This window comes from Pseudoclavibacter chungangensis, from assembly GCF_013410545.1.
In the GTDB taxonomy this organism is placed as follows: domain Bacteria; phylum Actinomycetota; class Actinomycetes; order Actinomycetales; family Microbacteriaceae; genus Pseudoclavibacter; species Pseudoclavibacter chungangensis.
In genome coordinates this window covers 1,417,479-1,440,346 of the sequence record NZ_JACCFV010000001.1, presented here as the reverse complement: position 1 = coordinate 1,440,346, position 22,868 = coordinate 1,417,479, and the positions used below count along the sequence as shown (strand labels likewise).

General features: G+C 68.8%; 17 protein-coding genes, 5 tRNA genes and 4 pseudogenes. 4 read left to right on the top strand and 22 right to left on the bottom strand.

Going from position 1 to position 22,868, the window contains the following annotated elements; all coding sequences use genetic code 11:
• Nucleotides 1-66 precede the first annotated feature (66 nt).
• The 19 genes and pseudogenes from HNR16_RS06485 to HNR16_RS06395 all read right to left on the bottom strand — a co-directional run bounded on the left by HNR16_RS06485 (nucleotide 67) and on the right by HNR16_RS06395 (nucleotide 18,317).
• A complete protein-coding gene (locus HNR16_RS06485) occupies nucleotides 67-2,301 on the bottom strand; it encodes a RelA/SpoT family protein (protein WP_158040354.1) in 2,235 nt (744 codons plus the stop codon).
• A 384-nt stretch (nucleotides 2,302-2,685) separates the two neighbouring features.
• Nucleotides 2,686-3,675 (bottom strand): annotated as a pseudogene (secF, locus tag HNR16_RS06480) (protein translocase subunit SecF); the annotation flags it as partial.
• Nucleotides 3,675-5,672: a protein translocase subunit SecD gene (gene secD, locus HNR16_RS06475; protein ID WP_158040355.1), complete on the bottom strand. Its 1,998-nt coding sequence runs from the start codon at nucleotides 5,670-5,672 to the stop codon at nucleotides 3,675-3,677. The gene secD and the pseudogene secF, both read right to left, overlap by 1 nt.
• A 43-nt stretch (nucleotides 5,673-5,715) precedes the next feature.
• On the bottom strand, nucleotides 5,716-6,240 hold the full coding sequence (gene yajC / locus HNR16_RS06470) for a preprotein translocase subunit YajC (RefSeq protein WP_179558139.1): 525 nt from the start codon (nucleotides 6,238-6,240) through the stop codon (nucleotides 5,716-5,718).
• 79 nt (nucleotides 6,241-6,319) lie between these two features.
• Nucleotides 6,320-7,363: a Holliday junction branch migration DNA helicase RuvB gene (gene ruvB / locus HNR16_RS06465; RefSeq protein ID WP_158040357.1), complete on the bottom strand. Its 1,044-nt coding sequence runs from the start codon at nucleotides 7,361-7,363 to the stop codon at nucleotides 6,320-6,322.
• Nucleotides 7,360-7,980, bottom strand: coding sequence for a Holliday junction branch migration protein RuvA (gene ruvA, locus HNR16_RS06460; protein ID WP_158040358.1), 621 nt, complete (start codon nucleotides 7,978-7,980; stop codon nucleotides 7,360-7,362). Before ruvA ends, ruvB begins: the two co-directional genes overlap by 4 nt.
• 88 nt (nucleotides 7,981-8,068) lie before the next feature.
• A complete protein-coding gene (gene ruvC, locus HNR16_RS06455; protein WP_158040359.1) occupies nucleotides 8,069-8,662 on the bottom strand; it encodes a crossover junction endodeoxyribonuclease RuvC in 594 nt (197 codons plus the stop codon).
• Between the two features lie 127 nt (nucleotides 8,663-8,789).
• Entirely contained in the window at nucleotides 8,790-9,551 is a 762-nt protein-coding gene (locus HNR16_RS06450) for a YebC/PmpR family DNA-binding transcriptional regulator (RefSeq protein WP_158040360.1), read from the bottom strand.
• 47 nt (nucleotides 9,552-9,598) lie between these two features.
• The gene (locus HNR16_RS06445; protein ID WP_158040361.1) at nucleotides 9,599-10,903 is read right to left on the bottom strand and encodes a M18 family aminopeptidase; all 1,305 of its coding nucleotides are present in this window, start codon (nucleotides 10,901-10,903) and stop codon (nucleotides 9,599-9,601) included.
• Between the two features lie 90 nt (nucleotides 10,904-10,993).
• A complete protein-coding gene (locus tag HNR16_RS06440; protein WP_158040362.1) occupies nucleotides 10,994-11,569 on the bottom strand; it encodes an HIT family protein in 576 nt (191 codons plus the stop codon).
• Nucleotides 11,569-13,488 (bottom strand): threonine--tRNA ligase, encoded by a 1,920-nt coding sequence (gene thrS / locus HNR16_RS06435; protein ID WP_158040377.1) that lies wholly within the window; start codon nucleotides 13,486-13,488, stop codon nucleotides 11,569-11,571. Before thrS ends, HNR16_RS06440 begins: the two co-directional genes overlap by 1 nt.
• Before the next feature lie 227 nt (nucleotides 13,489-13,715).
• Nucleotides 13,716-14,135 carry a hypothetical protein gene (locus tag HNR16_RS06430; RefSeq protein WP_158040363.1) on the bottom strand — a complete coding sequence of 140 codons (420 nt, stop codon included), beginning with the start codon at nucleotides 14,133-14,135 and terminating at the stop codon, nucleotides 13,716-13,718.
• Between the two features lie 90 nt (nucleotides 14,136-14,225).
• Complete coding sequence (locus HNR16_RS06425; RefSeq protein ID WP_218868392.1) at nucleotides 14,226-15,206, bottom strand: metallophosphoesterase family protein; 981 nt, start codon at nucleotides 15,204-15,206, stop codon at nucleotides 14,226-14,228.
• Nucleotides 15,101-16,093, bottom strand: a complete 993-nt coding sequence (locus tag HNR16_RS06420) for an ADP-ribosylglycohydrolase family protein (protein WP_158040364.1) — start codon at nucleotides 16,091-16,093, stop codon at nucleotides 15,101-15,103. Before HNR16_RS06420 ends, HNR16_RS06425 begins: the two co-directional genes overlap by 106 nt.
• 237 nt (nucleotides 16,094-16,330) lie before the next feature.
• Nucleotides 16,331-16,403 (bottom strand) — tRNA-Gly (locus tag HNR16_RS06415).
• A 286-nt stretch (nucleotides 16,404-16,689) separates the two neighbouring features.
• The gene (locus tag HNR16_RS06410; RefSeq protein WP_218868391.1) at nucleotides 16,690-17,424 is read right to left on the bottom strand and encodes a hypothetical protein; all 735 of its coding nucleotides are present in this window, start codon (nucleotides 17,422-17,424) and stop codon (nucleotides 16,690-16,692) included.
• A gap of 596 nt (nucleotides 17,425-18,020) precedes the next feature.
• Nucleotides 18,021-18,092, bottom strand: a tRNA-Val gene (locus tag HNR16_RS06405).
• 34 nt (nucleotides 18,093-18,126) lie between these two features.
• Nucleotides 18,127-18,197, bottom strand: a tRNA-Cys gene (locus HNR16_RS06400).
• Between the two features lie 47 nt (nucleotides 18,198-18,244).
• Nucleotides 18,245-18,317 (bottom strand) — tRNA-Gly (locus tag HNR16_RS06395).
• Nucleotides 18,318-18,507: 190 nt separating this feature from the next.
• Between HNR16_RS06395 and HNR16_RS06390 the strand changes: the two genes are divergently transcribed.
• The 3 genes from HNR16_RS06390 (at nucleotide 18,508) to HNR16_RS06380 (ending at nucleotide 19,532) form a co-directional block, all read left to right on the top strand.
• Nucleotides 18,508-18,583, top strand: a tRNA-Val gene (locus tag HNR16_RS06390).
• A 305-nt stretch (nucleotides 18,584-18,888) separates the two neighbouring features.
• Nucleotides 18,889-19,107: a helix-turn-helix transcriptional regulator gene (locus HNR16_RS06385; RefSeq protein ID WP_158040365.1), complete on the top strand. Its 219-nt coding sequence runs from the start codon at nucleotides 18,889-18,891 to the stop codon at nucleotides 19,105-19,107.
• A 38-nt stretch (nucleotides 19,108-19,145) separates the two neighbouring features.
• Nucleotides 19,146-19,532 carry a hypothetical protein gene (locus tag HNR16_RS06380; protein ID WP_158040366.1) on the top strand — a complete coding sequence of 129 codons (387 nt, stop codon included), beginning with the start codon at nucleotides 19,146-19,148 and terminating at the stop codon, nucleotides 19,530-19,532.
• Nucleotides 19,533-19,654: 122 nt separating this feature from the next.
• Here the strand turns inward: HNR16_RS06380 and HNR16_RS06375 are convergent.
• Nucleotides 19,655-20,077: pseudogene (locus HNR16_RS06375) on the bottom strand (ATP-binding protein); the annotation flags it as partial.
• Between the two features lie 31 nt (nucleotides 20,078-20,108).
• Here HNR16_RS06375 and HNR16_RS06370 point away from each other — a divergent pair.
• A protein-coding gene (locus tag HNR16_RS06370) for an IS3 family transposase (RefSeq protein ID WP_179558138.1) occupies nucleotides 20,109-21,361 on the top strand; the annotation gives its coding sequence in 2 pieces (ribosomal slippage) (nucleotides 20,109-20,391 and nucleotides 20,391-21,361; 1,254 coding nt in all).
• A gap of 63 nt (nucleotides 21,362-21,424) precedes the next feature.
• Here the strand turns inward: HNR16_RS06370 and HNR16_RS06365 are convergent.
• Both HNR16_RS06365 and HNR16_RS06360 read right to left on the bottom strand, forming a co-directional pair.
• Nucleotides 21,425-21,772, bottom strand: a pseudogene (locus HNR16_RS06365) (ATP-binding protein); the annotation flags it as partial.
• Nucleotides 21,769-22,854, bottom strand: a pseudogene (locus HNR16_RS06360) (Mu transposase domain-containing protein); the annotation flags it as partial. The pseudogenes HNR16_RS06360 and HNR16_RS06365, both read right to left, overlap by 4 nt.
• Between the last annotated feature and the right edge of the window lie 14 nt (nucleotides 22,855-22,868).

The following is a 22,868-nucleotide window of genomic DNA, read 5'->3' as shown; positions in this document are numbered from 1 at the left end:
GCGGTCCCCGAGCGCACGCACGACGCAGGACGTGATCCGGAACCGGCGTCGCTCCCCGGCGACCGGTCAGGCGCCGTTCACGCGGTACACGTCGTAGACGCCCTCGATGCGCCGGACGGCGTTGAGGACACGGTCGAGGTGTGTCGTGTCGCCCATCTGGAACGAGAACTTGCTGATCGCGAGGCGGTCCTTCGATGTGTGCACGGTCGCGGAGAGGATGTTGACGTGATGCTCGCTGAGGATCCGCGTCACGTCCATGAGGAGCCCCGAGCGGTCGAGCGCCTCGACCTGGATGTTCACGAGGAACACGCTCGACGAGGTGGGTGCCCACTCCACCTCGATGAGTCGCTCCGACTCCTCGCGGAGGTGCGCCACGTTCGAGCAGTCGACACGGTGCACGCTGACGCCCTGGCCGCGCGTCACGAATCCGAGGATCTCGTCGCCGGGCACGGGCGTGCAGCACTTCGCGACCTTGACGAGGATGTCGGGTGCACCGCGCACGAGGATGCCCGAATCGCTCACGCGTGGCTCGCGCGGGGCCATCGTGAACTCACCGACCGAGATGTCGTCCTGACCGTCCGTGTCGGCCCGGAGCTCCTGCTGGAGCTTCTCGATGACCGACTGGGTCGAGACGTGTCCGTCGCCGACCGCGGCGTAGAGGGCGGTCACATCGGTGTAGCGGAGGTTGGAGGCGACGGTCGAGAATGCCTCCTGGACGACGTCCTTGTTGAGCGGCAGGTTCTGCTTCCGGAGCGCCTTCGCGACGGCGTCCTTCCCCTGCTCGATCGCCTCGTCACGACGTTCCTTGGAGAACCACTGCCGGATCTTGTTGCGCGCCCGCGCGCTCGACACGAACGTCAGCCAGTCCTGCTTCGGTCCCGCGTCGGGATTCTTCGACGTGAAGACCTCGACCACGTCGCCGTTCTCGAGCGTCGAATCGAGCGGGACGAGTCGCCCGTTGACGCGTGCACCCATCGTCCGGTGGCCGACGTCGGTGTGGATCACATAGGCGAAGTCGACCGGGGTCGCCCCGGTGGGCAGGCCGATGACCTTGCCCTGCGGCGTGAAGACGTAGACCTCCTTCGCGCCGATCTCGAATCGCAGCGAATCCAGGAACTCCCCCGGATCGGTCGTCTCGGCCTGCCAGTCGTTGAGGTGTTTGAGCCAGGCCATCTCGGTCCCCGAGCCGCTCGCCCTGGCAGAGCCGGCGGACTGCTTGTACATCCAGTGCGCAGCGACACCGTACTCTGCGCGCTGATGCATCTCGTGCGTGCGGATCTGGATCTCGACGGGCTTGCCGTCCGGTCCGATCACCGTGGTGTGGAGCGACTGGTAGAGATTGAACTTCGGGGTCGCGATGTAGTCCTTGAAGCGGCCGTGCATGGGGTTCCAGCGCGCATGGATCGCGCCGAGCACGGCATAGCAGTCGCGGACGGAATCGACGATGACGCGGATCGCGGTGAGGTCGTAGATCTCGTCGAAGTCGCGTCCCCGCAGCACCATCTTCTGGTAGATCGAATAGAGCTCCTTCGGTCGCCCGAACACCTCGGCCTTGATGCGCATGGCCGTGAGGTCGGTGCGGACGTCGGCGATCACCCGCTGCACGTACTTCTCGCGCTGCGGCTGACGGTGCGCGATGAGATTCGAGATCTCGGAATAGATCTTCGGGTGCAGCACCGCGAACGAGAGGTCCTCGAGCTCGTTCTTGATGGCCTGGATCCCCATGCGGTGCGCGAGCGGCGCGTAGATCTCGAGCGTCTCCTTCGCCTTGCGCTTCGCTGACTCCGGCTTCATGAAGCCCCACGTGCGCGCATTGTGCAGGCGGTCCGACAGCTTGATGACGAGCACACGGATGTCACGCGACATCGCGACGACCATCTTGCGGACGGTCTCCGCCTGCGCGTTGTCGCCGTACTTGACCTTGTCGAGCTTCGTGACGCCGTCGACGAGCATCGCGATCTCGTCACCGAACTCGCTGCGGAGCTGGTCGAGTCCGTAGTCCGTGTCCTCGACCGTGTCGTGCAGGAGGGCGGCGGCGACCGTGATGGCGCCGATCCCGAGGTCGGCGAGGATCTGCGCGACCGCCACGGGATGTGTGATGTACGGTTCGCCGCTCCGACGGAACTGCCCCTCGTGCGCGCGCTTCGCGACGTCGAACGCGCGCTGCACGAGCGCCGTGTCGGCGCGCGGGTCGTGCCGACGCAGCGTGCGCAGCAGGGTCTCGATCTCCTGTGCCTCGGGTGACCTCGCGAAGATGCGCGGCACGAGACGCCTCAGCGACGAGGTCGACGAATCGCTCACGTGACGTCCTTCCCGGCGACGGGCACCGACCGAGCGGGGCGCCGGTCAGGGTGCTGTCACGTTACACCAGCACGGCCGACCGGACGCCCCGGTTCGCCCTCAGCGGCGACGCCGCTTCGGCTGCGCGCGTTGTCCGCGCGTCGCGGCCTTCGTGCCCGACGAGGACCGCTTGCCCGACGACTTCGACGCGGTCGTGACCGGCTCCTCGTCGTCCTCGTCGTCGTCGTACTCGTCCAGGTCCGGGTCGTCGATGAGCTCCTCGTCGTCGACGTCGAGTTCCCACGGCTTCTCGGTCTCGCTCCCGCTCGCGCGTGCCGCGCGCTTGGTGTCGATGTCGTCGTCGTCCGAGCGCTTCTTCTTCCGGAGCGGCTCGATCGGGCCGTCGTCGGCGGGCTTCTCGCCCCGGCGCCGGGCCAGGATGCGACCGTCGATCCGCTTGATGTTCGGCTCCGAGGACCGGAGCATCGCGTACATCGGACCCGCGAGGAAGATCGTCGAGAGCGCGCCGACGAAGATGCCGATGAACAGCGCGAGCGAGATGTCGCGCAGCGTCCCGGCGCCCATGATGAACGCCCCGATGAAGAGGATCGCGGCGACCGGCAGGAGCGCGACGACCGAGGTGTTGATCGATCGCACGAGCGTCTGGTTGATCGCGAGGTTGACGAGCTCTCCGAACGTCCGTGTGCCGTCGGGCGTGTAGTTCTCGGTGTTCTCGCGGATCTTGTCGAACACCACGACGGTGTCGTACAGGGAGTACCCGAGGATCGTGAGGAAGCCGATGACGGCCGCCGGTGTCACCTCCACGCCCGTCAGCGCGTAGATGCCGGCCGTGACGACGAGGTCGTGCGCGAGCCCGACGAGGGCGGCGAGCGACATCTTCCACGTCCGGAAGTAGAGCGCCATGAGGATGGCCGCGATGGCGATGAACACGACGAGCCCGATCGACATCTGCCTCGTGATGTCCTGACCCCATGCGGGGCCGATCGTGGAGACGGCGACATTGTCGATGTCGGTGATGCCGTAGGCGGTCGCGAGCTCCTGTCGCACCGCCGAGGTCGCCTCCTCGCTCAGCGGCTCGGTCTGCACGCGCACCGCACCGTCACCGAGCGTCGAGACGCGGGCGGGCGTCGAGGTGTACCGGGCGACGATGTCCGTCGCGATCGCCTGGTCCGTGTTCTGTGCGCCGGAGACCGTGAACTCGGACCCACCGGTGAACTCGATACCGAGTTCGAGGCCGCCACGGATGAAGGGAGCGGCGATCGAGAGGAGCACGGCGAGCGCGGCCACCGTGAACCAGATGCGTCGGAGTCCGACGAAGTTGACCGAGCGTTCGCCCGTGTAGAGGTCGTTACCGAAGCTCAGGAAGCCGGCCATCAGTTCTCCTCCTCCGCGCTCGCGCGCCGCCGTGAACGGCGGGTCCGACGCGGTGTGGCGTCCTCATCGACCGGTTCGATGTCGTCCGGAGCGGTGTCGCCGGAATCGTTGTCGTCCGAGGTGTCGGACTCGTCGGTCCCGCTCGCCTCCGTGGTGTCGTCGGGGTCGCGATCGTCCTCGTCCTCGTCGACACTCGTCTCGGTGTCGCGCTTCTCGAGCGTCGCGACGGAGCCTGCGCGTCGACGGCGCTTCGCTCCGCCACGCTTCGTCGTCTCGGGCTCCTCCCGCTCGTCCGGCTCCTCGTCGAGGGGTTCGCCCGCTGCCGCGGCCGCCTTGCGTTCGGCGAGCGTCTTGCGGCGCTCCGCTTCGCGCTTCGCACCCGTTCGGCGCTCCTCCGAGGTCCGGAACGTCCCGCGACCGCGGTAGACGGCGCCGAGTGCCTTCGGGTCGAGGCCGGAGGCGGGGTGACCGCCACCGAAGAATCTCGTCCGTGCGAGCAGACGCATGAGCGGATGGGTGAACAGGCACACGACGACGAGGTCGATGACGGTCGTGATGCCGAGTGTCAGCGCGAACCCGCGGACGTTGCCGACGGCGATGAAGAACAGCACGACTGCCACGAGGAAGTTGACCGCGTCGGACGCGAGGATCGTCCGGATCGCGCGTCCCCAGCCCGCCTCGACGGCGGCCGGGAGCGACTTCCCGTCACGCAGCTCGTCCTTTATTCGTTCGAAGTAGACGATGAACGAGTCGGCGGTGATACCGATCGCCACGATGAGGCCGGCCACGCCGGCCAGCGACAATCGATATCCCTGCTGATCGGACAGATACGTCACGAAGAGGTAGGTGATGCCGGCCGAGAACACGAGCGAGGCGATCGTGACGAGACCGAGCACGCGGTACTGGATGATCGAGTAGAGGACGACGAGGATGAGGCCGATGAGGCCCGCGATGAGGCCGCTCGTCAACTGCGCGGTTCCGAGCGTCGCCGAGATCGTCGTCGAGGTCTTCGTCGTGAAGCTGAACGGCAGCGCGCCGAACTTCAGCTGATCGGCGAGGACCTTCGCGGACGCCTCGTCGAAGTTGCCCGTGATCTGTGGCTTACCGTCCGTGATGATCGCGTTCGTCGACGGGGCGACGATGACCTTGTTGTCCATCGTGACGGCGAAGCGGTTCTGCGGGTCCTGGAGGCCGTACAGTCGCTGCGTGACGGCCGCGAACGTCTCGGTGCCCTGCGCGTCGAACTGGATGTTGACGGCCCACTGGTTCGTCGTCGCACCCGTCGACGTCGTCACGAGGCCGCTCGACGCGTTCGCGATGGACGAGCCGTCGACCTCCACGGGCCCGAGGATGTACTTCTCGGTGCCGGTGTCGTCGCACGTGATGAGCGGCTGCGTCGGGTCGACCTCGCTCGCGGGCTTGATGTCGGTGGCGCAGTTGAACTGCAGGAAGTCGACGTAGAGCGAGTCGGTGACCTGGCTGATGTCGCTCGGGTCGGTCGGTGGCGCCGTGGGCGTGGTCGACAGGTCCTCCGGCAGCATCTCCGGCGGGATGATCTGCGAGTTCGCCGCCTGGTCGGTGACGAGGACGGGACGGAACTCGAGCTTGGCGGACGCCTCGACGCTCTCACGCTGTGCATCCGACATCTCGCCGGGGACGGAGACGACGATGTTGCGACCGCCCTGCGTCGTGATCTCGGCCTCGGCGACGCCCGTGGCGTCGATGCGCTGACGGATGATGGACACGGCCTGCTGCATCTGCTCGCCGGACGGGCTCGCCCCCTCGGGGAGCTGTGCTTCGAGCACGACCTGCGTGCCGCCCTCGAGGTCGAGGGCGAGACGCGGCGTCCACTGCCCACCCTGGAAGGAGACGGAGAACCAGTTGAGACCGGCGAGGACGAGGATGAGCAGGAGCAGCCAGGTGAGCGTGCGCCACGCGAGCGTGACCGGGCTCGTGCCGTAACGACGGCTCGACCCGGTCGAGGAGGACTTCGCCAACGGAGTATGCCTTTCGACCCGTTCGGGGACTGTGCGGGACCGACTACGCCTTGGCGTCGGGGTCGGTGTACTTACCGAGCGGGTTCTCGCTCGCGGTGTGCTCGGAGTCGGCGTCGTCGTCGGTGTCCGTGGGCTCGTTCGTGTCGGCGTCCTCGTGCTTGCCGAGGTCGACCGCGATGTCCGACGACGCGGCGTCGTCGGCGTCGGTGTCGGCGTCCTGACCGCGCGTCTCCTCGGCCGCCTCGGCCTCGTGGCGCTCGTCGTCGATGTGGTCGTCGCCGATGAGCTCGGACGCGTCGTCGGGAACGTTCGGGGTCACGACGTTGAGGACGGTCGCCGAGTGGACGCGGATGCGCGTCCCGGGGGTCGTCTCGATGGTCGTGACGTTGTTGTCGGCGTCGATGTCGACGATCGTGCCGTAGATACCGGCCTGCGTCATGACCTCGGCACCGACCACCGCCTTGCTCTTCGTCTCTTGCGCCTGCGCCTGTCGCTTCTTGTTGCTGCGCCACATGAAGACGAGCATGAGCGCGAGCAGTGCGAGGGGAAGGAGGAGCGTGAGATCCATGGGCGGAAGTCCCTTTCGTGCTCGACGCCTCGCCGAGCTGGTTGCGGTTCGACCGTCGCGGTGACGGCAAACGAGTCGATTATACGCCGTCGAGGTGGGGGCCACCGCCCGCATGACGCTGCGGGAACTCGTGGCCGAGATGCGCGTAGGCGGCCGGGGTGGCGACGCGACCGCGCTGGGTGCGCGCGATGAGGCCGACGCGCACGAGGAACGGCTCGACCACGCTCTCGACCGTCTCGGCCTCCTCCCCCACCGTGACGGCGAGGGTCCGGACGCCGACGGGGCCACCCGAGAAGCGGGTGATGAGCACGTCGAGGACCGCGCGGTCGAGACGGTCGAGGCCGAGCGAATCGACGTCGTAGACGCGGAGGGCGTGCCGCGCGGCCTCCTCGTCGGCCGGGGTGTCGTGAACGAGCGCGTAGTCGCGGACCCGCCGGAGCAGTCGGTTCGCGATGCGGGGTGTGCCGCGGCTCCGCCCCGCGATCTCGGCGATCGCGATGGCGTCGATATCGAGTTCGAGGAGCGTCGCGGCACGCGTGAGCACGGTCTCCAGGTCGTCGGTGCCGTAGAACTCGAGATGGGCGGTGAATCCGAAGCGGTCCCGCAGCGGCGTCGGCAGGAGGCCCGCCCTGGTCGTGGCACCGACGACGGTGAAGGGGGCGAGTTCGAGCGGCACGCTCGTGGCGCCGGCGCCCTTTCCGACCATGATGTCGATGCGGTAGTCCTCCATCGCGAGGTACAGCATCTCCTCGGCGGTCCGCGCCATCCGATGGATCTCGTCGATGAAGAGCACCTCGCCGGGGACGAGGCTCGAGAGGACGGACGCGAGGTCGCCCGCGTGCTGCAGCGCCGGTCCCGAGGTCAACCGGATCGGCGCACCAGCCTCGGTCGCGACGATGTACGCGAGCGTCGTCTTGCCGAGTCCGGGCGGCCCCGCGAGCAGGATGTGGTCCGGCGTGCGGTTCTGCAGCGCGGCGGCTCGGAGGAGGAGTTCGAGCTGGGTCCGGACCTTCGGCTGCCCGACGAACTCCGCGAGCGTCCCGGGCCGGAGGGCGCCCTCGAACGCGAGCTCGGCCGCCGATTCGGATTCCGCGGGCCTGACGGGCCGGTCGTCGTCGCTCATCGGGCGCCCTTCGCGGGGCCGAGGAGGCGCAGCGAGGCACGCAGGACGGCGGCGACGTCGGCACCGTCGTCGTCGAGCGCGGCGATGGCGTCCTCGACGACGGGCGCGGCGACGCGTTCCGCGTAGCCGAGGCCGACGAGCGCCTCCACGACGTCGGTGCGCACGGCGGGCGGGACACCCGAGGTCGACGAGTCGCCGTCGGTGGCTGCGTGCGCGGGCGGGCGGAGCTTGCCGGCGAGCGAGACGACGATGAGGCCCGCGCTCTTGGGGCCGATGCCGCTCACGCGCTTGAACGCGGCGACGTCCTCGTCGACGACCGCACGGGCCACGGCGTCGGGCGTGAGCTGCGAGAGGACGCCGAGCGCGGACTTCGGGCCGACCCCCGACACCGAGATGAGTCGTTCGAACACCTCGAGCTCGTCGTCGGTCCGGAATCCGTAGAGCGTCCACTGGTCCTCGCGCACGACGAGGTGCGTGAGCAGCGTCACCTCGGCGCCCCTGCGGAGTTCGAGCACGTGGTTCGGCGTCAGGAGAACGCGGTAGCCGACGCCCGAGACATCGAGGAGCACACTGGACGCGGTGGTCGAGACGACCGTGCCGCGGAGGGAAGCGATCACCCGGCCACCCTAAGCGAGCCCGTGCCCGGGCGCGCCCAGGCGCTCCGGGAACCGGCCCGGTCCGTCGGCCGTGCGGGGCACGCGGCGGTCAGCCCCGTCGCGCTCCGGCGACGGCGCGCCGTTCGGCCTCACGCCACGCCGCCTGTGCGGGCGTGAGACCGCCCGAGACATCACTCGAGGCCGCGGCGGCGCCGCGCTCGGCGGCCTGGACGGGCGACTTCCATGCCGAGCAGAGCGCGAGCGCGAGCGCGTCCGCGGCGTCGGCGGGCTTCGGCGGCTCGGCGAGGCGCAGGATGCGCTGCACCATCGTCTGCACCTGTTGCTTCTCGGCGCTGCCGTAGCCGGTGACCGCCGCCTTCACCTCGCTCGGCGTGTGCAGTTCGACCCCGAGCCCGCGACGATCGGCGGCGTAGAGGACGACGCCCGAGATCTGGGCGGTGCCCATGACGCTGCGGAGGTTGTGCTGTGCGAAGACGCGCTCGAGGGCGACGCGGTCGGGCGCGAACTCGTCGAGGGCCCGTTCGACACCCCGGCCGATGGCGCCGAGCCGCTCGGCGAGCGGAAGGTCCCGCGACGACCGGACGACCTCGACGTGCACGAACTGCGCGCGCCGACCGGCATCGACGTCGATCACACCGATACCGCAGCGGGTGAGTCCGGGGTCGACGCCGAGGATGCGCATCTCGCCCCTCCCCGCGTCATGGTCTCGAACGGTTCGATCGTATCGCCGTGGCACCGTCGGCCGGGTCGGCCGCGCCGGAACGCGAGCGGCGCCCCACCGATCGGTGGGGCGCCGCTCGTTCGGGACCTCAGTCGTCGGCGTCGAGCTCCGCCTGTACCTCGGGCGAGACGTCGAGGTTCGTGTAGACGTTCTGCACGTCGTCGCTGTCCTCGAGCGCGTCGATGAGCCGCAGCACCTTGCGCGCCGTGTCGGCGTCGGCCTCGACCTTGACGTTCGGCACGAACTCGGCCTCGGCCTGGTCGTAGTCGATGCCGGCCTCCTGGAGCGCCGCGCGGGCACCGACCATGTCCTGCGCCTCGGTGCGGATCTCGAACACCTCGCCGTGGTCGATGACCTCCTCGGCACCCGCGTCGAGCACGACCTCGAGGATCTCGTCCTCGGTCGGGGTCTCGGCGTGCGGGACGATGATGACGCCCTTGCGCTCGAAGTTGAACGCGACGGAGCCGGGGTCGGCCATGTTGCCGTTGTTGCGCGTCATGGCCGTGCGCACCTCGGCCGCCGCGCGGTTCTTGTTGTCGGTGAGGCACTCGATGAGGAGCGCGACACCACCGGGCGCGTAGCCCTCGTACATGATGGTCGTGTACTCGATCGACTCGCCCGTGAGACCGGCACCGCGCTTGACGGCGCGGTCGATGTTGTCGTTCGGGACGCTCGTCTTCTTCGCCTTCTGGATGGCGTCGGCGAGCGTCGGGTTGCCGGCCGGGTCGGGGCCACCGATCTTCGCGGCGACCTCGATGTTCTTGATGAGCTTGGCGAACGACTTGGCACGGCGCGCGTCGATGACGGCCTTCTTGTGCTTCGTGGTCGCCCACTTGGAGTGTCCGGACATGTCTTCCCTCGAATGTTGTGTGTCGTGTCCATGGTACGGAACGCGCCTCAGGCGTGTTCCGGCCACGCTCCTGCGAGGAACACGCCGAGCGCGCGTCCCAGGTCGTCGACGTCGCTCGCGGCGCAGAGTTCACGCGCCGAGTGCATCGACAGGATCGGGATGCCGACGTCGACCGTCGCGATGCCGAGACGCGTCGCCGAGATCGGGCCGATCGTGGAGCCGGACGGGATCGTGTTGCGCGACACGAAGGTCTGCACCTTCACGCCCGCCTCGTCGCACACGCGCTTCCAGAGCGCCGTGCCGCGCGCATCGGTCGCGTAGCGCTGCTGCGCGTTGATCTTGATGATGGGGCCACCACCCGCGATGGGCGGCGCCGAGTCGTCGTGGCGTTCGGCGTAGTTCGGGTGGACGCTGTGGCCGACGTCGCTCGAGACGCACCAGCTCGCGGCGAACGAGCGCACGCGTTCTGCCGGGCTCGTCCCGAGTCCGTCCTGGATGCGTGCGAGCACGTCCTCGAGGAAGGGGCCGGCGGCGCCGGAACGGGAGTCCGAGCCGACCTCCTCGTGATCGAACGCCGCGACGACGGGGACGACGCCGGTGGGGACCGTCTCGATGAGCGCGGCGAGCGCGGCGTGCACGCTCACGAGGTTGTCGAGTCGGCCGGAGGCCAGCATCGCCTGTCCCGCACCGAAGACGAGCGGCGGCTGGGCGTCGGCGAGGCCCACGTCCCAGCCCGCGATCTCGGCGGCATCGACCTCGGCGGCCTGGGCGAGCAGGTCGACGGCCGACGGCGCCGATCCGGGGCCGAGGATCGGGGCGGTGTGGAGTTGTGCGTCGAGCCGGACGCCGTCCTGGTTCACGGAACGGTCGAGGTGGACGGCGAGCTGCGGGATGCGGGCCACCGCGTCGGTCGCGACGAGCACGCTGCGGCCGTCGCGGAGCACGACGCGACCCGCGAGCCGCAGTTCGCGGTCGAGCCACGAGTTGAGCAGCGGGCCGCCGTACACCTCGACCGCGAGCTGCCGCCAGCCGTGCGCGTCGCGGTCGGCGCTCGGCTTGAGCCGGAACCCCGGCGAGTCGGTGTGGGCGCCGACGATCGCGAACGGGACGTGCGGTTCGGTGTGTTCGGGGATCCGCCACGCGATGAAGGCCCCGTCGCGGACGGTGACGTAGCCGCCCGGGTCGTTCGGCCACGCCGCGCGCTCGTCGAGCACGGTGAAGCCCGCGTTCTCGAGGCGCGCGGCGGCCTCCGCGGCCGCGTGGTACGAGCTCGGCGACGCGGTCACGTATGCGGCGAGCTCTTCCGCGCGGGCACGGGCGCGCGCGGCGGGGGTGGGTCGGCGTCGGGCCATCTCGGTTCCCTTCGACGGTGGTGGTTCTGGACGAGGTCGGTGCGGGCGACGACGGGCGCGCCGGACGACCGTCCGACGGTGCCGGGCGGCTCAGTCGGCGTCGGGCCAGTGGTCGGCGATCCATTCGCGCAGATCACCCATGAGCACCGGGATCGCCTTCGTCTTCGCGATGATCGGGAAGAAGTTCGAGTCGAGCGCCCACCGCGGCACGATGTGCTGGTGCAGGTGGCCGGCGATGCCGGCGCCCGCGACGCGGCCCTGGTTCATGCCGATGTTGAATCCCTCGACGTGCGCCTGCGCTCCGAGTACGCGCATCGCGGTCTGCGTGAGGTGGCCGATCTCGAGGATCTCCTCGTCGTCGGCCTCGTCGTACGTCGCGATGTGTCGGTACGGGCACACGAGCAGGTGGCCCGAGTTGTAGGGGTACAGGTTCATCACGACGAACGCGTACGTGCCACGGGCGACGATGAGCGAGTGCTCGTCGGGCAGCTCGGGGCCCCGGCAGAACGGGCACGCGGTCGGGTCGGGATCCTGTCCCTCGACGATGTACGTCATCCGGTGCGGCGCCCAGAGCCGCTGGAACTCGTCGGGCACCCGCGCGTGATCGGTCGAACGGTCGATCTCGACGCCGTCGAGTTCGCCCTCCGGGAATCCGAGCCCCGCCATCACAGCTCGGCTTCGGTCGTGACCTGTGCGTGCGAGCGGATCGCGCCGAGGATCCGGGCGACCGCCTCGTCGACGGGCACGCCGTTGCGCTGCGTCCCGTCGCGGAAGCGGAACGAGACCGTCCCGGCCGTCCGGTCGTCCTCGCCCGCGATGAGGATGAACGGCACCTTCGACTTCGCGTGCGTGCGGATCTTCTTCGGCATGCGGTCGTCGGAGACGTCGAGCTCGGCGCGCACCCCCTGGGCCCGGAGCGTGTCGATGACGTCGCCGAGGTACTCGGCGTACTCCCCCGCGACGGGGACGCCGACGACCTGCACGGGCGACAGCCACACGGGGAACGCGCCCGCGTAGTGCTCGAGCAGGACGCCGAAGAAGCGCTCGATCGAACCGAACAGGGCGCGGTGGATCATGACGGGCCGCTGGCGCGAGCCGTCGGCCGCCGTGTACTCCATGCCGAAGCGCTCGGGCAGCATGAAGTCGAGCTGGATGGTCGACATCTGCCACGTGCGGCCGATGGCGTCGCGCGCCTGCACCGAGATCTTCGGGCCGTAGAACGCGGCGCCGCCCGGATCGGGGACGAGGTCGAGCCCGGAGGCCGTCGCGACCTCGCGCAGCGTCTCGGTCGCTTCCTCCCACGCGTCCTCGTCGCCGATGAACTTGTCGGGGTTCTTCGTCGAGAGCTCGAGGTAGAAGTCGTCGAGCCCGTAGTCCTTCAGCAGGCCGAGGACGAATTCGAGTGTGCGCGTGAGCTCGACGCGCATGTCCTCGCGCGTCGTGTAGATGTGCGCGTCGTCCTGCGTGAAGCCGCGTGCCCGGGTGAGGCCGTGCACGACGCCCGACTTCTCGTAGCGGTAGACGGTGCCGAACTCGAACAGGCGCAGCGGCAGGTCCCGGTAGGAGTGCGCGTTCTGCCCGTAGATGAGGTTGTGCATCGGGCAGTTCATGGGCTTCAGGTAGTAGTCCTGCCCGGCGCGCGTGATGTTGCCCTCGGCGTTGCGCTCCTCGTCGACGTGCATGGGCGGGAACATGCCGTCGGCGTACCAGTCGAGGTGTCCCGACAGCTCGTAGAGCTGCCCCTTCGTGACGTGCGGCGTGTTGACGAAGGAGTAGTCCTCCTCGATGTGACGACGTCGCGAGTGCTCTTCCATCTCGAGGCGGATGATGCCGCCCTTCGGGTGGAACACGGGCAGGCCCGAGCCGAGTTCGTCGGGGAAGCTGAAGAGGTCGAGCTCCTTGCCGAGGCGTCGGTGGTCGCGCTTCTGCGCCTCCTCGATGCGTGCCTGGTAGGCGCGCAGCTCGTCCTTCGTCGGCCAGGCGGTGCCGTAGATGCGCTGCAGCATCGGGTTCTTCTCGGAGCCTCGCCAGTAGGCGCCGCTCGAGCGGCTGACGGCGAAGCCGTTGCCGATGAGGCGCGTGGACGGCAGGTGCGGACCCTGGCAGAGGTCCTTCCACTTCAGCTCGCCCGTCTTGGGGTCGACGTTGTCGTAGATCGTGAGCACGCCGGAGCCGACCTCGACCGACTCGTTGTCGGCGTCGGTGCCGGAGCCCTTGAGCCCGACGAGTTCGAGCTTGTACGGCTCGGCCGCGAGCTCGGCGCGCGCCTCGTCGTCGCTCACGACGCGGCGCACGAAGCGCTGTCCCTCGCGGACGATGCGCTGCGCCTCCTTCTCGATCGCCTTGAGGTCCTCGGGCGTGAAGGGGTCGGCGACGTCGAAGTCGTAGTAGAACCCGTCGGTGATGGGCGGCCCGATGCCGAGCTTCGCCTCGGGGTTGATGCGCTGCACGGCCTGTGCGATGACGTGTGCCGTGGAGTGACGGAGGATGCGCAGTCCGTCCTCGGAGTCGATCGTGACGGGCTCGACCTCGGCCCCCTCGGGGATCTCGCGCGCGAGGTCCTGCAGTTCACCGTCGACGCGCATCGCGACGATGTTGCGGTCGGTGAAGTGGTCGAACCCCGTCGTCGTCCCGTCGCCGCCACGCTCGTCGGGCTGGGTGGACGGATCGGCGACGTGCGACACGAAGTACTCCTCGGGGACGGGATCGGACGATCGTTCAGTCTAGTCCCGCAACTCCCCGAATCCTGGCCACGTCGGCCGGGCGGGAGGCGTGTCCGCGCTCGGCGTGACGCGCGAGTGCCGCGGATCGCTCAGCGGTCCGACATGTTGCGGAATTCGCCGAGCTGCTCGGGCTCCTCAGCGGCGCCGCGCGTCGGTCCCGTCGATGTCGTCCCGTGCGCGCGCTTCGAGTCGGTGTCGCCACTCGTGGTGCCCGCCGCGGACGAGCCCCCGACGCGGTCCACGACGAATTCGACGACCATGAGCGCGACGCGGAGCTTCTGGTGGTGACGTCCGCCCGTGCGCTCGTCGATCTTCTCCGCGAACTCCACGGCCTTCGTCTTGATGAGCTCCTCGCGGCCGGTGACGGCCTTCTCGAGACCGCCACGCAATTGCGCGACGCGCGCGTTGGTGGCGTGCTGGCGCGCATCGCCGGTCTGCTGCTCGCCGGTCGAGCTCGAACGAGCCTTCTCGTCGCGCGTCTTGTCGTCGGTACGGGTCGAATCGGCCATGTCTTCCTCCGCACGGTCGATGGATGCTGGGGATCTGCAATGTACCCGATCTCACGATATATCGCGTGTGAACCCGCTGAGCGCGTCGGGTCAGGACGGCGTGACGACGATGTCGGCGCCGCCCGGTTCGAGCAGCCGCAGGGCACGGCGCGGGCGCGACCACTCGTGACCGCGCTCGCGCGGGTAGCCGAGCGAGACCTCGTGGTGCGGGACCCCCTCGATCACGTCGGTGACGGGGATGTGGAGGTGGCCGTACACGACGGCCTCCGCGCGATAGCGCACGGCCCACCCGGCCGTGGCGGTGGTTCCCGCCCACATGCCGATCTGTGCGCGGCGGATGCGCGCGAGCGGGCCTCGTTCGAGCGGGTAGTGGTTCACGAGGACGGTCCGGACGCCGTCCGGGAGTGCGTCGAGTCGACGGCGGGCGGCGTCGACGAGGGCGCGCGACCACGCATCGCGCGACTCGAACGGGTCGGGGTGCAGGTAGACCTCGTCCGAGGACATGACGCCGGAGCGGCGTGCCTCGGCGACCGCCTCGCGTCGGCTGAGCCCGGTCGTGTCGCGGAACGAGTAGTCGAACAGGAGGTGGAGCGGGACGATCGTCACGGGCCCGGCGCCGGAGGTCCACACGGGCCAGTCGTCGTCGGGTGTCGTGACGTCGTGACGCCGGAGCGCGTCGACGAGCGCACCGTAGCGTTCCGCGCCGCGCGCCTGCACGGGATCACCCGGCGGGGTCCACAGGTCGTGGTTGCCCGGTGTCCAGACGACGCGGGCGAATCGATCCCGGAGGCGGTCGAGCGTGTCGACGATCGTGCCGAAGCGGTCGGCGACGTCGCCGGCGACGACGAGCCAGTCGCCGTCCGTTCGCGGACGGAGGCGATCGATCGCGTCGAGGTTGCCGTCGAACCCGGCGTGGAGATCGCTGATGGCGTAGAGCCCCGGACCGTGGTCGGCCTGGTGCGTGCTCAGCGCTCCCCCGAACGGTCGAGGCCGTGCTCGGCCGTGTCGAGGGCGAGCCGGACGAGGCCGTCGGCGCGGTGTCCGCCGTAGCCGTGGATGTCGTCGACCCACTGGTCGGGGACGCTCGAGCGGCCCTCGACCGCGCCGAGGAGCCCGCCCGCGATCGCCGCGACCGTGTCGGTGTCGTCGCCGGCGCGGACGGCGCGTTCGATGCCGTGCACGAGCCGCTGCCGCGGCGTCGGGTCGCTCTCGGGTTCGGGTCGCCAGCTGCACGCGGCCCAGGCGGCCTGGAGGGCCCAGACGACGTAGCCGTTGCGTTCGTAGCGACGCGGGTCGACGTCGGTCGCCTCCTCGATGCGGTCGGCCCAGGCGTCGCGGTTCGATACCGGCACGAGGTCGAGCCCGGACTCGAGGTCGAGGCGCCCCTCGGTGACGGCGAGTCGAACGGCCTCGCTCCACAGCACGGCGGCCTCGAGACCGAGCGGATCGGCGTGGGTGAGTTCGGCGACGGCTCGTGCGGCGGCCGCGGTCGCATCGCGATCGGCGACGCGCGTGAGGCCGACGACGGCGGTGCGCATGAGTGCGCCGTTGCCGACGTGGCCGGGGTTCGCGGCGGCGACGGCTCGGGAGGCGTCGAGCATCGCGGCCCCGGCGGGTCCGGGGCGATTCGCGGAGCGGGCGAGGACGCGCGAGATCTGCGCGCCGACGTCCTTCGATCCGGCGGCCCAGGCGCGGAAGCGCTCGGCGATCTCGTCGAGCGAGGCGGCCGCCGTCAGGTCGGCCCCGCGCGAGGACACCTCGGCGATGCAGACGGCCATCGCGGTGTCGTCGCTGTACTCCCCCGGGTCGAAGCCGAACGGGCCACCGCCGGTCATGCGTGGCGTGTAGGAGTCCGGGAGCGCGGGCCCGAACTCGTCGGGAACGCCGAGTGCGTCACCGCACGCCTGGCCGAGCAGCACGCCGGCGACGCGGTCGCGGAACGGATCCAACGAGCTCATGTGGGCCCTCCGTGGGTCGAGGCGACCGACGTCGGTCGCGGCTCGAGCCTAGCGAGGGCCGCCGACGTGGCGCGGGAACGTGCGCGAACGTCGACCGGATCGGGCGACACCACGCCAGCGGGCGGGCGGGCAGCGCGGGCCCGGCCGAGTGCGGGTCCCGAACGACGCGCGGCGCCGGCTCGCAGCACGGAACGTGCGACCGCAGCGCGGAGCGCCCGCGCGTGACGAGGAACTGAGAGCGGATGACGAGACTCGAACTCGCGACCCTCACCTTGGCAAGGTGATGCGCTACCAACTGCGCTACATCCGCGTACCGTCCTGAACCCGAACGGTGTGGAACAGCATAGCGCACGTTGCACCGCCGCCGTCCACCCACCCCGACCCGCCCCGACCCGACCGGACCGAAAAAGCCGGGTTGTTGCTACCGGGCCCCGGGCCCGGTAGCAACAACCCGGCTTTTTGCCGGCAGGCTCGGCCCGGCGCGTTGGTCCGCGCCTTCACCCGAGTGGGCTTCACCCGGGCGGGCTTCGGCCTCGGCCCGAACGACCCGACGTCACCCGGGTGTTCCCGGTCCGATGGGCGGCGAGCCGGCGAGATCAGTACATGTACGCCGGTCGCGGGAGTGCGATCGGGTCAGGGTTGCGTTCGACCCACTCGACCGCGAGCTGCTCGAGCCGATAGACCTGCTCGCGGGACAGCCTCCCTCGCCACCCGCGTCGTGCGATCGACGCGGCTTCGCGGAGTTCGCTCGCCGGCAACGAGTCGCCGAGGTCGAAGTACGTGGGAACCGCCTTCAGCATCTTTCGGAAGTTCCGGTTCCAGTTGATGCTGCCGTAGTCGAGGATCTCGCGCGCGAGTTTGCCCGTCAGGCGGATGACTTCGCCCTGGGTCGTACCTGCGGCTTCCATGCCGGGTACCAGAAACTCCCACAGGGCCTCGTGCTGTTCGAACCACTCACCGTCGGGGACGAGGATCGGTGAGACCCCGTCGTGTCGCACCCGCTGCGGCACGGGCTCCACGTCGAAGAGCCGGTAGAGCTCGTTGAGCGCGGCATCGGACTCGTCCAGCGAGTCCTTGGTGAAGATGTCACGGTAGTGCTCGAACCGTTTGCCGATTCGTTGCACCTGCTCCCGCGTCTCCGGGGTGACCCGCGCCCCGTTCGCGAGCAGCAGCTCGGCGATTCGTGCCGTCTCCGTGATGTCCTTGTTTTCCGTGATACGCAGGGCCAGGAAGAGGGGCGACGAGGTCGCCTCGATGGCGTCCACGGACGCACCCTCGGCGAGCAGGATCCTGACCGCCTCGACGTTGAAGGAACGGGTGGCTTCACGCATGACAACGTCGAGATCGTCGGCCCGCGCACCGAGCGAGCGAAGGGCGGAATCTGGTCGGCGCGCGAACGCCACCGGCGCGTCGCCCTCGCCATGAGCGGTGTGACGCCACGTGAATCGGGTTCGTCGGGCGAAAGCCCTCGCTCGACCAACCACACGACGAGTTCGTCGGGGCAGTTCGTGAATCCGAAGCGGTCGCCTTCGTGTAGCCGCCCCGAGCATCGATCTCGCGCGTCTCGAACAGCACCTTCAACTCTTCGATATCGGCCGTCTCGAGCATCTCCTCGAAATCGTCGGGCAGGGCCGTCCGTTCGCGGGCCATGGCGCTTCTTTCGACGCGAGGTGGTGGGCGGGGGCAGTCTAGCTCCGCCGAGAGCACGTCCCGACGCCACTCACGTCCGGGCGACACCTCGGACCGGATGTCGACGCCGTTGACGTGGATGTCACCCGGACCCGGAACGGGATGCAACGAGATGCGCAAGGCACGCACCGGGCGAGCGGTGCCGAGCGGGCACCGGCCACCGTGACGCCGAGCCGCGGGGAAGCCTGTGTCGAGAAAAACCAAAGAGGACCCGCGGAAATCCGCGGGTCCTCGGGAGTGCGCGATACTGGGATCGAACCAGTGACCTCTTCCGTGTCAGGGAAGCGCGCTACCGCTGCGCCAATCGCGCTCATCTCGTACGAGACAGCTTCTTCAGTTGAGAGAGGTGACGACGGGATTCGAACCCGTGTAGACGGCTTTGCAGGCCGCTGCCTCGCCTCTCGGCCACGTCACCGCGTGTGGGTTGCACCCCGCGCTCGGGCCCGAAGGCCCTCACACTCGAGCGGATGACGAGACTCGAACTCGCGACCCTCACCTTGGCAAGGTGATGCGCTACCAACTGCGCTACATCCGCACGTCTGAGCAAGGCTTCCCTCGTTCAGCGCGTCATTGACTTTAGACGCGATCCCGCACGAATGCAAAACGACGCCGCCGCGAAAAAAGAAACCCCAGGTCACACAGGAACTACACGCGTGTAACCCGGGCGGGTCGCGTGCGAACGGCACGGCGGGCCCGAGAACTGTGGCAGGATAGGTGCTCGTTGCGGGCGATTGGCGCAGCTGGTAGCGCGCTTCCTTCACACGGAAGAGGTCGTCGGTTCGAGCCCGGCATCGCCCACCACACGAAACGCGCGGTCAGGACTGGTTTTCCAGTCCAGGCCGCGCGTTGTTCGTTTGTGCGACAGCCGTGCATCGCCAAGAATGCCGGTGCAATGCCGGTGCCGTCTTGCGCGCTGCCGCCGAGGTCTGTTGGCAAGCCGCCACGACATGTCCGCAACCGCCCGCAACGTTCACCGGCATTCCACCGGCAGGCAGTCCCCCCTCGCTGTCGGCACCGTCCGGTGCAGCTCGGAAGCGTCCGTCGGGGTTGAGACATCGACGTCGCCGCTGCGCGAGCGTCGGTCGGACTCGTGCATAGGGGCGGGCATGGACAGCCAGAACTCCCCGAAACCATCCGCCTCTCCGCGCTCGCTGCCGGATGAGCTCGAACAGGCCGACCGCCCGCTGGGGCGTCTCTACACGATCGACGACCTGGTGGCGTTGACCGGGCTGCCGAAGAGCACCATCTACGCCTTCAACCACGAAGGTCGCGGGCCCAAGCACCCGCTTCGCATGGGGCGGTCGGTCAGGTATTTCGAGCCGTGAGTGCGCGACTGGCTCGCGACGTTTGTGGAGGATGGCCGATGATTACGAAGCAGGCGAGCGGGAAGTACCGGGTGCGCATCTACGCCGGCGGCGTCGAGGTGACCTCGAAAATGTTCTCACGCAAGCAGGACGCCACCCGGTGGGAGCAGGACCAGCACCTTGCCCTGCGCGACGGTGAGTTCTCGAAGCGCGTCGGCAAGACGCTGCCGTTCAGGGAGATCGCGAGCAAGTTTCTCGACACGAAGAACGGGGTGATGAACGGGCAGTCGCTCGACACCATCAGGTACGCGGTCACCACCTACCTTCCCGAGCGAATCTCGAAGCTCCCCGCGGGGAAGATCACGCCGCAGATGCTTGAACGCTGGTACGACGAGATGCTGTCAGCTGGCTACGAGCGGTCGACGGTGGTGCGGATCCGTACCTGAGTATTTGGAGTCTTGAGGGCCACTGATTATTGCGGTTCGGGGCCAGCCGATATTTGCTCTCGGGGCCAGGGGTATTGCCGGTGAGCGCCACCCCCGCGGGCGCGACGCTCACCGGCGCCGACTCAGCTGGACGCGGCGGTCTGTTCGCGCATGTTGACGTCGCCGGTCTCGATCCAGAGGGTGTTGTGGACGATGCGGTCCATGATCGCGTCGGCGTGGACCCCGGAGCCGAGGCGCTGGTGCCAGTCCTTCTTCGCATACTGGGTGCAGAACACCGTCGAGGTCGCGTCGTATCGGCGTTCGAGGAGCTCGAGCAGCATGGATCGAACGTCGTCGGTGGGTGGGTCGAGCAGCCATTCATCGATCACGAGGAGCGTGAACGTGCTGTATTTCCGCAGCCACTTCTCCCTGCCGGCGGGCTTGTCTTTCGCCGCGGCCCAGGTCTCTTCGAGGTCGGGCATGCGGATGTAGTGCGCTCGGTAGCGGTGCTGACAGGCCTGTTTCGCCAGCGCCGATCCGAGGTAGTGACTCGCCCCGGTGTGTCCGGAGACAGGATTCCTTGGAAGGATCTGTCTTATGGGACGTCCCAGTAAGTATCCGCGCGAGCTTCGTGAGCGCGCTGTCCGTATGGTCGTCGAGGTGCGGGCCGATTATCCGAGCGAGTATCAGGCGATGACCGCGGTCGCGCAGATGCTCGGCATCGGGTCGCCGGAAACGATTCGCACCTGGATCCGTCGGGAGCAGGTCGACGCGGGAGACCGGCCCGGTGTGACGACTGACGCGGCGGTGGAGATCAAGCGCCTGAAGCGGGAGAACGCCGAGCTGCGGCGGGCGAACGAGATCTTGAAGGCGGCTTCAGCTTTCTTCGCGGCCGAACTCGACCGGCCACACAAGCGATAGTCGCCTTCATCGACGAACACAAGGACCGCACCGAGGGCGGGCTCCGATGGGGTGTCGAGTCGATCTGCGCTGTGCTCACCCAGCACGGCGTGAAGATCGCCCCATCGACCTACTACGACGCCCGCGGGCGCGGACCGTCATCCCAGGCCGTGTCGGATGAGCGGTGGAAGCCGATCATCCTGGCGGCGTGGCAGGCGCACCGCAAGGTGCTCGGGGCCCGAAAGCTCTGGTTGCGGCTCCGCCGTGACGGTCACGACATCGCGCGCTGCACGCTCGAGCGCCTCATGCGTGAGCTTGGGATCGCCGGCGTGCTCCGCGGGAAGCGGAAGCGTCCCGTCGACACGGATCCGCGCGAGACCCGCCCCGCGGACCTCGTCGACCGACACTTCGCCCGGTTCCGCACGAACCAGCTCTGGGTCGCGGACTTCACATACGTGTGGACGTGGTCTGGATGGGTCTACGTCGCGTTCGTCTTCGACGCGCACTCCCGCCGCATCATCGGCTGGCGCGCCGCGACGAGCATGACCACACCGCTCGTGCTCGACTGCCTCGACATGGCTCTCTTCACCCGCCGCCGCGAAGGCATCACCGGGTTCGAGGGGCTCACGCATCACACCGACGCGGGCAGCGTCTACACGTCAATCGCCTTCACCGATCGGCTCGTCGACGAAGGCATCGACCCGTCCGTCGGATCCGTCGGCGACGCCTACGACAACTCTCTCGCGGAATCGCAGATCGGGCTCTACAAGTCCGAACTCATCCACCACGAAGGTCCCTGGCGTGACGTCGATCAGGTCGAGGCGGCGACCGCATCCTGGGTGCTCTGGTTCAACACCGAACGCACCCACGGCTCCATCGACGACCTCACACCCCTCGAGGTCGAGCAACTCGACTACGCTCGCAACGAACCGGTTGAAAGAGCCGGCTGACACCAGCAAACAGCTCTCCGGACATGCCGGGGCGAGTCACTCCGGACATGCCGGGGCGAGTCAGTAGCTCTTCCCGGACCCGGTGAACCCTTGGAACACCACGTTTTGCTGCCTGCTGATGAACTGGCAGGTCCCGAGCTGCGCGATCACACCCCGGTCGAGGCCGCGTTGTTCGAGCAGGTCGACCCTGCGCAGGTCCGCGTTCGGGTATCGGAGCCCCGCCCGCCGGATGAGGCCCTCGACTTTCGCGTGGGTGAACGCGGCGTGGGCGTCGTCGACGGCGAGCTTGATGCGCTCTTCGAACACCATCCCCATCGTGAGGGCATCGTCTTGGATGTCGATCGCGTCGACCAGGGCGGAGATGCCCATCTCCCGCAGCTTCCGTTTCGTCTCGGAGTCGAGCCGGCTCATCGGGTGCCTCCGGCGTAGTAGTCGGCGCCGCGGACGTAGCCTGCCGGCTCCTCCCAGACGGATGGTTCGAACCTCGGTTGCCGTCTGCCGTTCTGGTCCTGATTGGAGTCCAGGATCGGCCGCAGATGCGCATACCTGGGCGACCTCACCCGCGACTGCAGCGCGATCCCAGCAGCAGCTTCGACCCGCGCAGCCGAGTAGCGGCGAGTCATCCGCAACACGGCCAGCGCAGCGTCCAAACCCTGCTCGTCGACCGGGACGGACTCGAAGATGCGGTTCACGATCGTCGTGGTGTCCTCCCCGATCCGAGCTGCCCACTCCCGAACCCGCTCCGCGTCCCATTGCCGATACTGGGGTCCGTCGGGCAGATCCGAGTCGTGCGTGCGGTACTCGTTGATCACCCCGGCTGGGGCGAGGAGATGGCTGGTGAGCCGCTGATCGGCGGCGAACACCTCGAGGGTGGTCTCGGTGACGCGCAGGTCGACGTTGCCTCCGATGTTGGCGTAGGGGACGGAGTAGAAGTTCCGCTCGAACACCACGTGCCCGTTGCGCTGAACCTTGCGTCCGTAGTGCCATCGGGAGATCTCGAACCCGACGGCCGGCAGCGGCCGTAGCAGCGGCTTCTCCTCTGCCTCGAACACGGAGAGTCTGGACCCGGCGCGCTTCTGGAACGGCTCGGCGTTGTAAGCGGTGACCCGCTCACGGATCACCGCGCGAAGCTCCGGCAGCGTCGCGAAGGTGCGGTCACGGAGCGTGGCGATCACCGCTGTCGCGACGTTGCCGACAGTGTTCTCGACGCTCGCCTTGTCTTTCGGTTTCGCGGGCCGGCCCGGCAGCACCGCCGCGGAGTAGTGCGCGGCGAGTTCCCGATACGCGTCGTTGAGTACGACCTCCCCCTCGGCAGGGTGCTTGATCACCCCGGTCTTCAGGTTGTCCGGCACGATCCTGGGGACGCTGCCGCCGAACCAGTCGAACATCGCCGCGTTCGCCCGCAACCAAGTGTCCTGCCGCATATCCAGGGCCGGTTCAACGAACGCATAGCGGGAGAACGGCAGCGTCGCGACGAACAAGTAGACCTGACTCGCCCCGGCATGTC

What these genes read in the sequence shown, in the direction of transcription:
- yajC (WP_179558139.1), bottom strand. Translation starts at nt 6,240, where the DNA reads ATGGATCTCACGCTCCTCCTTCCCCTCGCACTGCTCGCGCTCATGCTC.
- ruvB (WP_158040357.1), bottom strand. Translation starts at nt 7,363, where the DNA reads ATGAGCGACGACGACCGGCCCGTCAGGCCCGCGGAATCCGAATCGGCG.
- ruvC (WP_158040359.1), bottom strand. Translation starts at nt 8,662, where the DNA reads ATGCGCATCCTCGGCGTCGACCCCGGACTCACCCGCTGCGGTATCGGT.
- HNR16_RS06450 (WP_158040360.1), bottom strand. Translation starts at nt 9,551, where the DNA reads ATGTCCGGACACTCCAAGTGGGCGACCACGAAGCACAAGAAGGCCGTC.
- HNR16_RS06445 (WP_158040361.1), bottom strand. Translation starts at nt 10,903, where the DNA reads ATGGCCCGACGCCGACCCACCCCCGCCGCGCGCGCCCGTGCCCGCGCG.
- HNR16_RS06440 (WP_158040362.1), bottom strand. Translation starts at nt 11,569, where the DNA reads ATGGCGGGGCTCGGATTCCCGGAGGGCGAACTCGACGGCGTCGAGATC.
- thrS (WP_158040377.1), bottom strand. Translation starts at nt 13,488, where the DNA reads ATGCGCGTCGACGGTGAACTGCAGGACCTCGCGCGCGAGATCCCCGAG.
- HNR16_RS06430 (WP_158040363.1), bottom strand. Translation starts at nt 14,135, where the DNA reads ATGGCCGATTCGACCCGTACCGACGACAAGACGCGCGACGAGAAGGCT.
- HNR16_RS06420 (WP_158040364.1), bottom strand. Translation starts at nt 16,093, where the DNA reads ATGAGCTCGTTGGATCCGTTCCGCGACCGCGTCGCCGGCGTGCTGCTC.
- HNR16_RS06410 (WP_218868391.1), bottom strand. Translation starts at nt 17,424, where the DNA reads ATGCGTGAAGCCACCCGTTCCTTCAACGTCGAGGCGGTCAGGATCCTG.
- HNR16_RS06385 (WP_158040365.1), top strand. Translation starts at nt 18,889, where the DNA reads ATGGACAGCCAGAACTCCCCGAAACCATCCGCCTCTCCGCGCTCGCTG.
- HNR16_RS06380 (WP_158040366.1), top strand. Translation starts at nt 19,146, where the DNA reads ATGATTACGAAGCAGGCGAGCGGGAAGTACCGGGTGCGCATCTACGCC.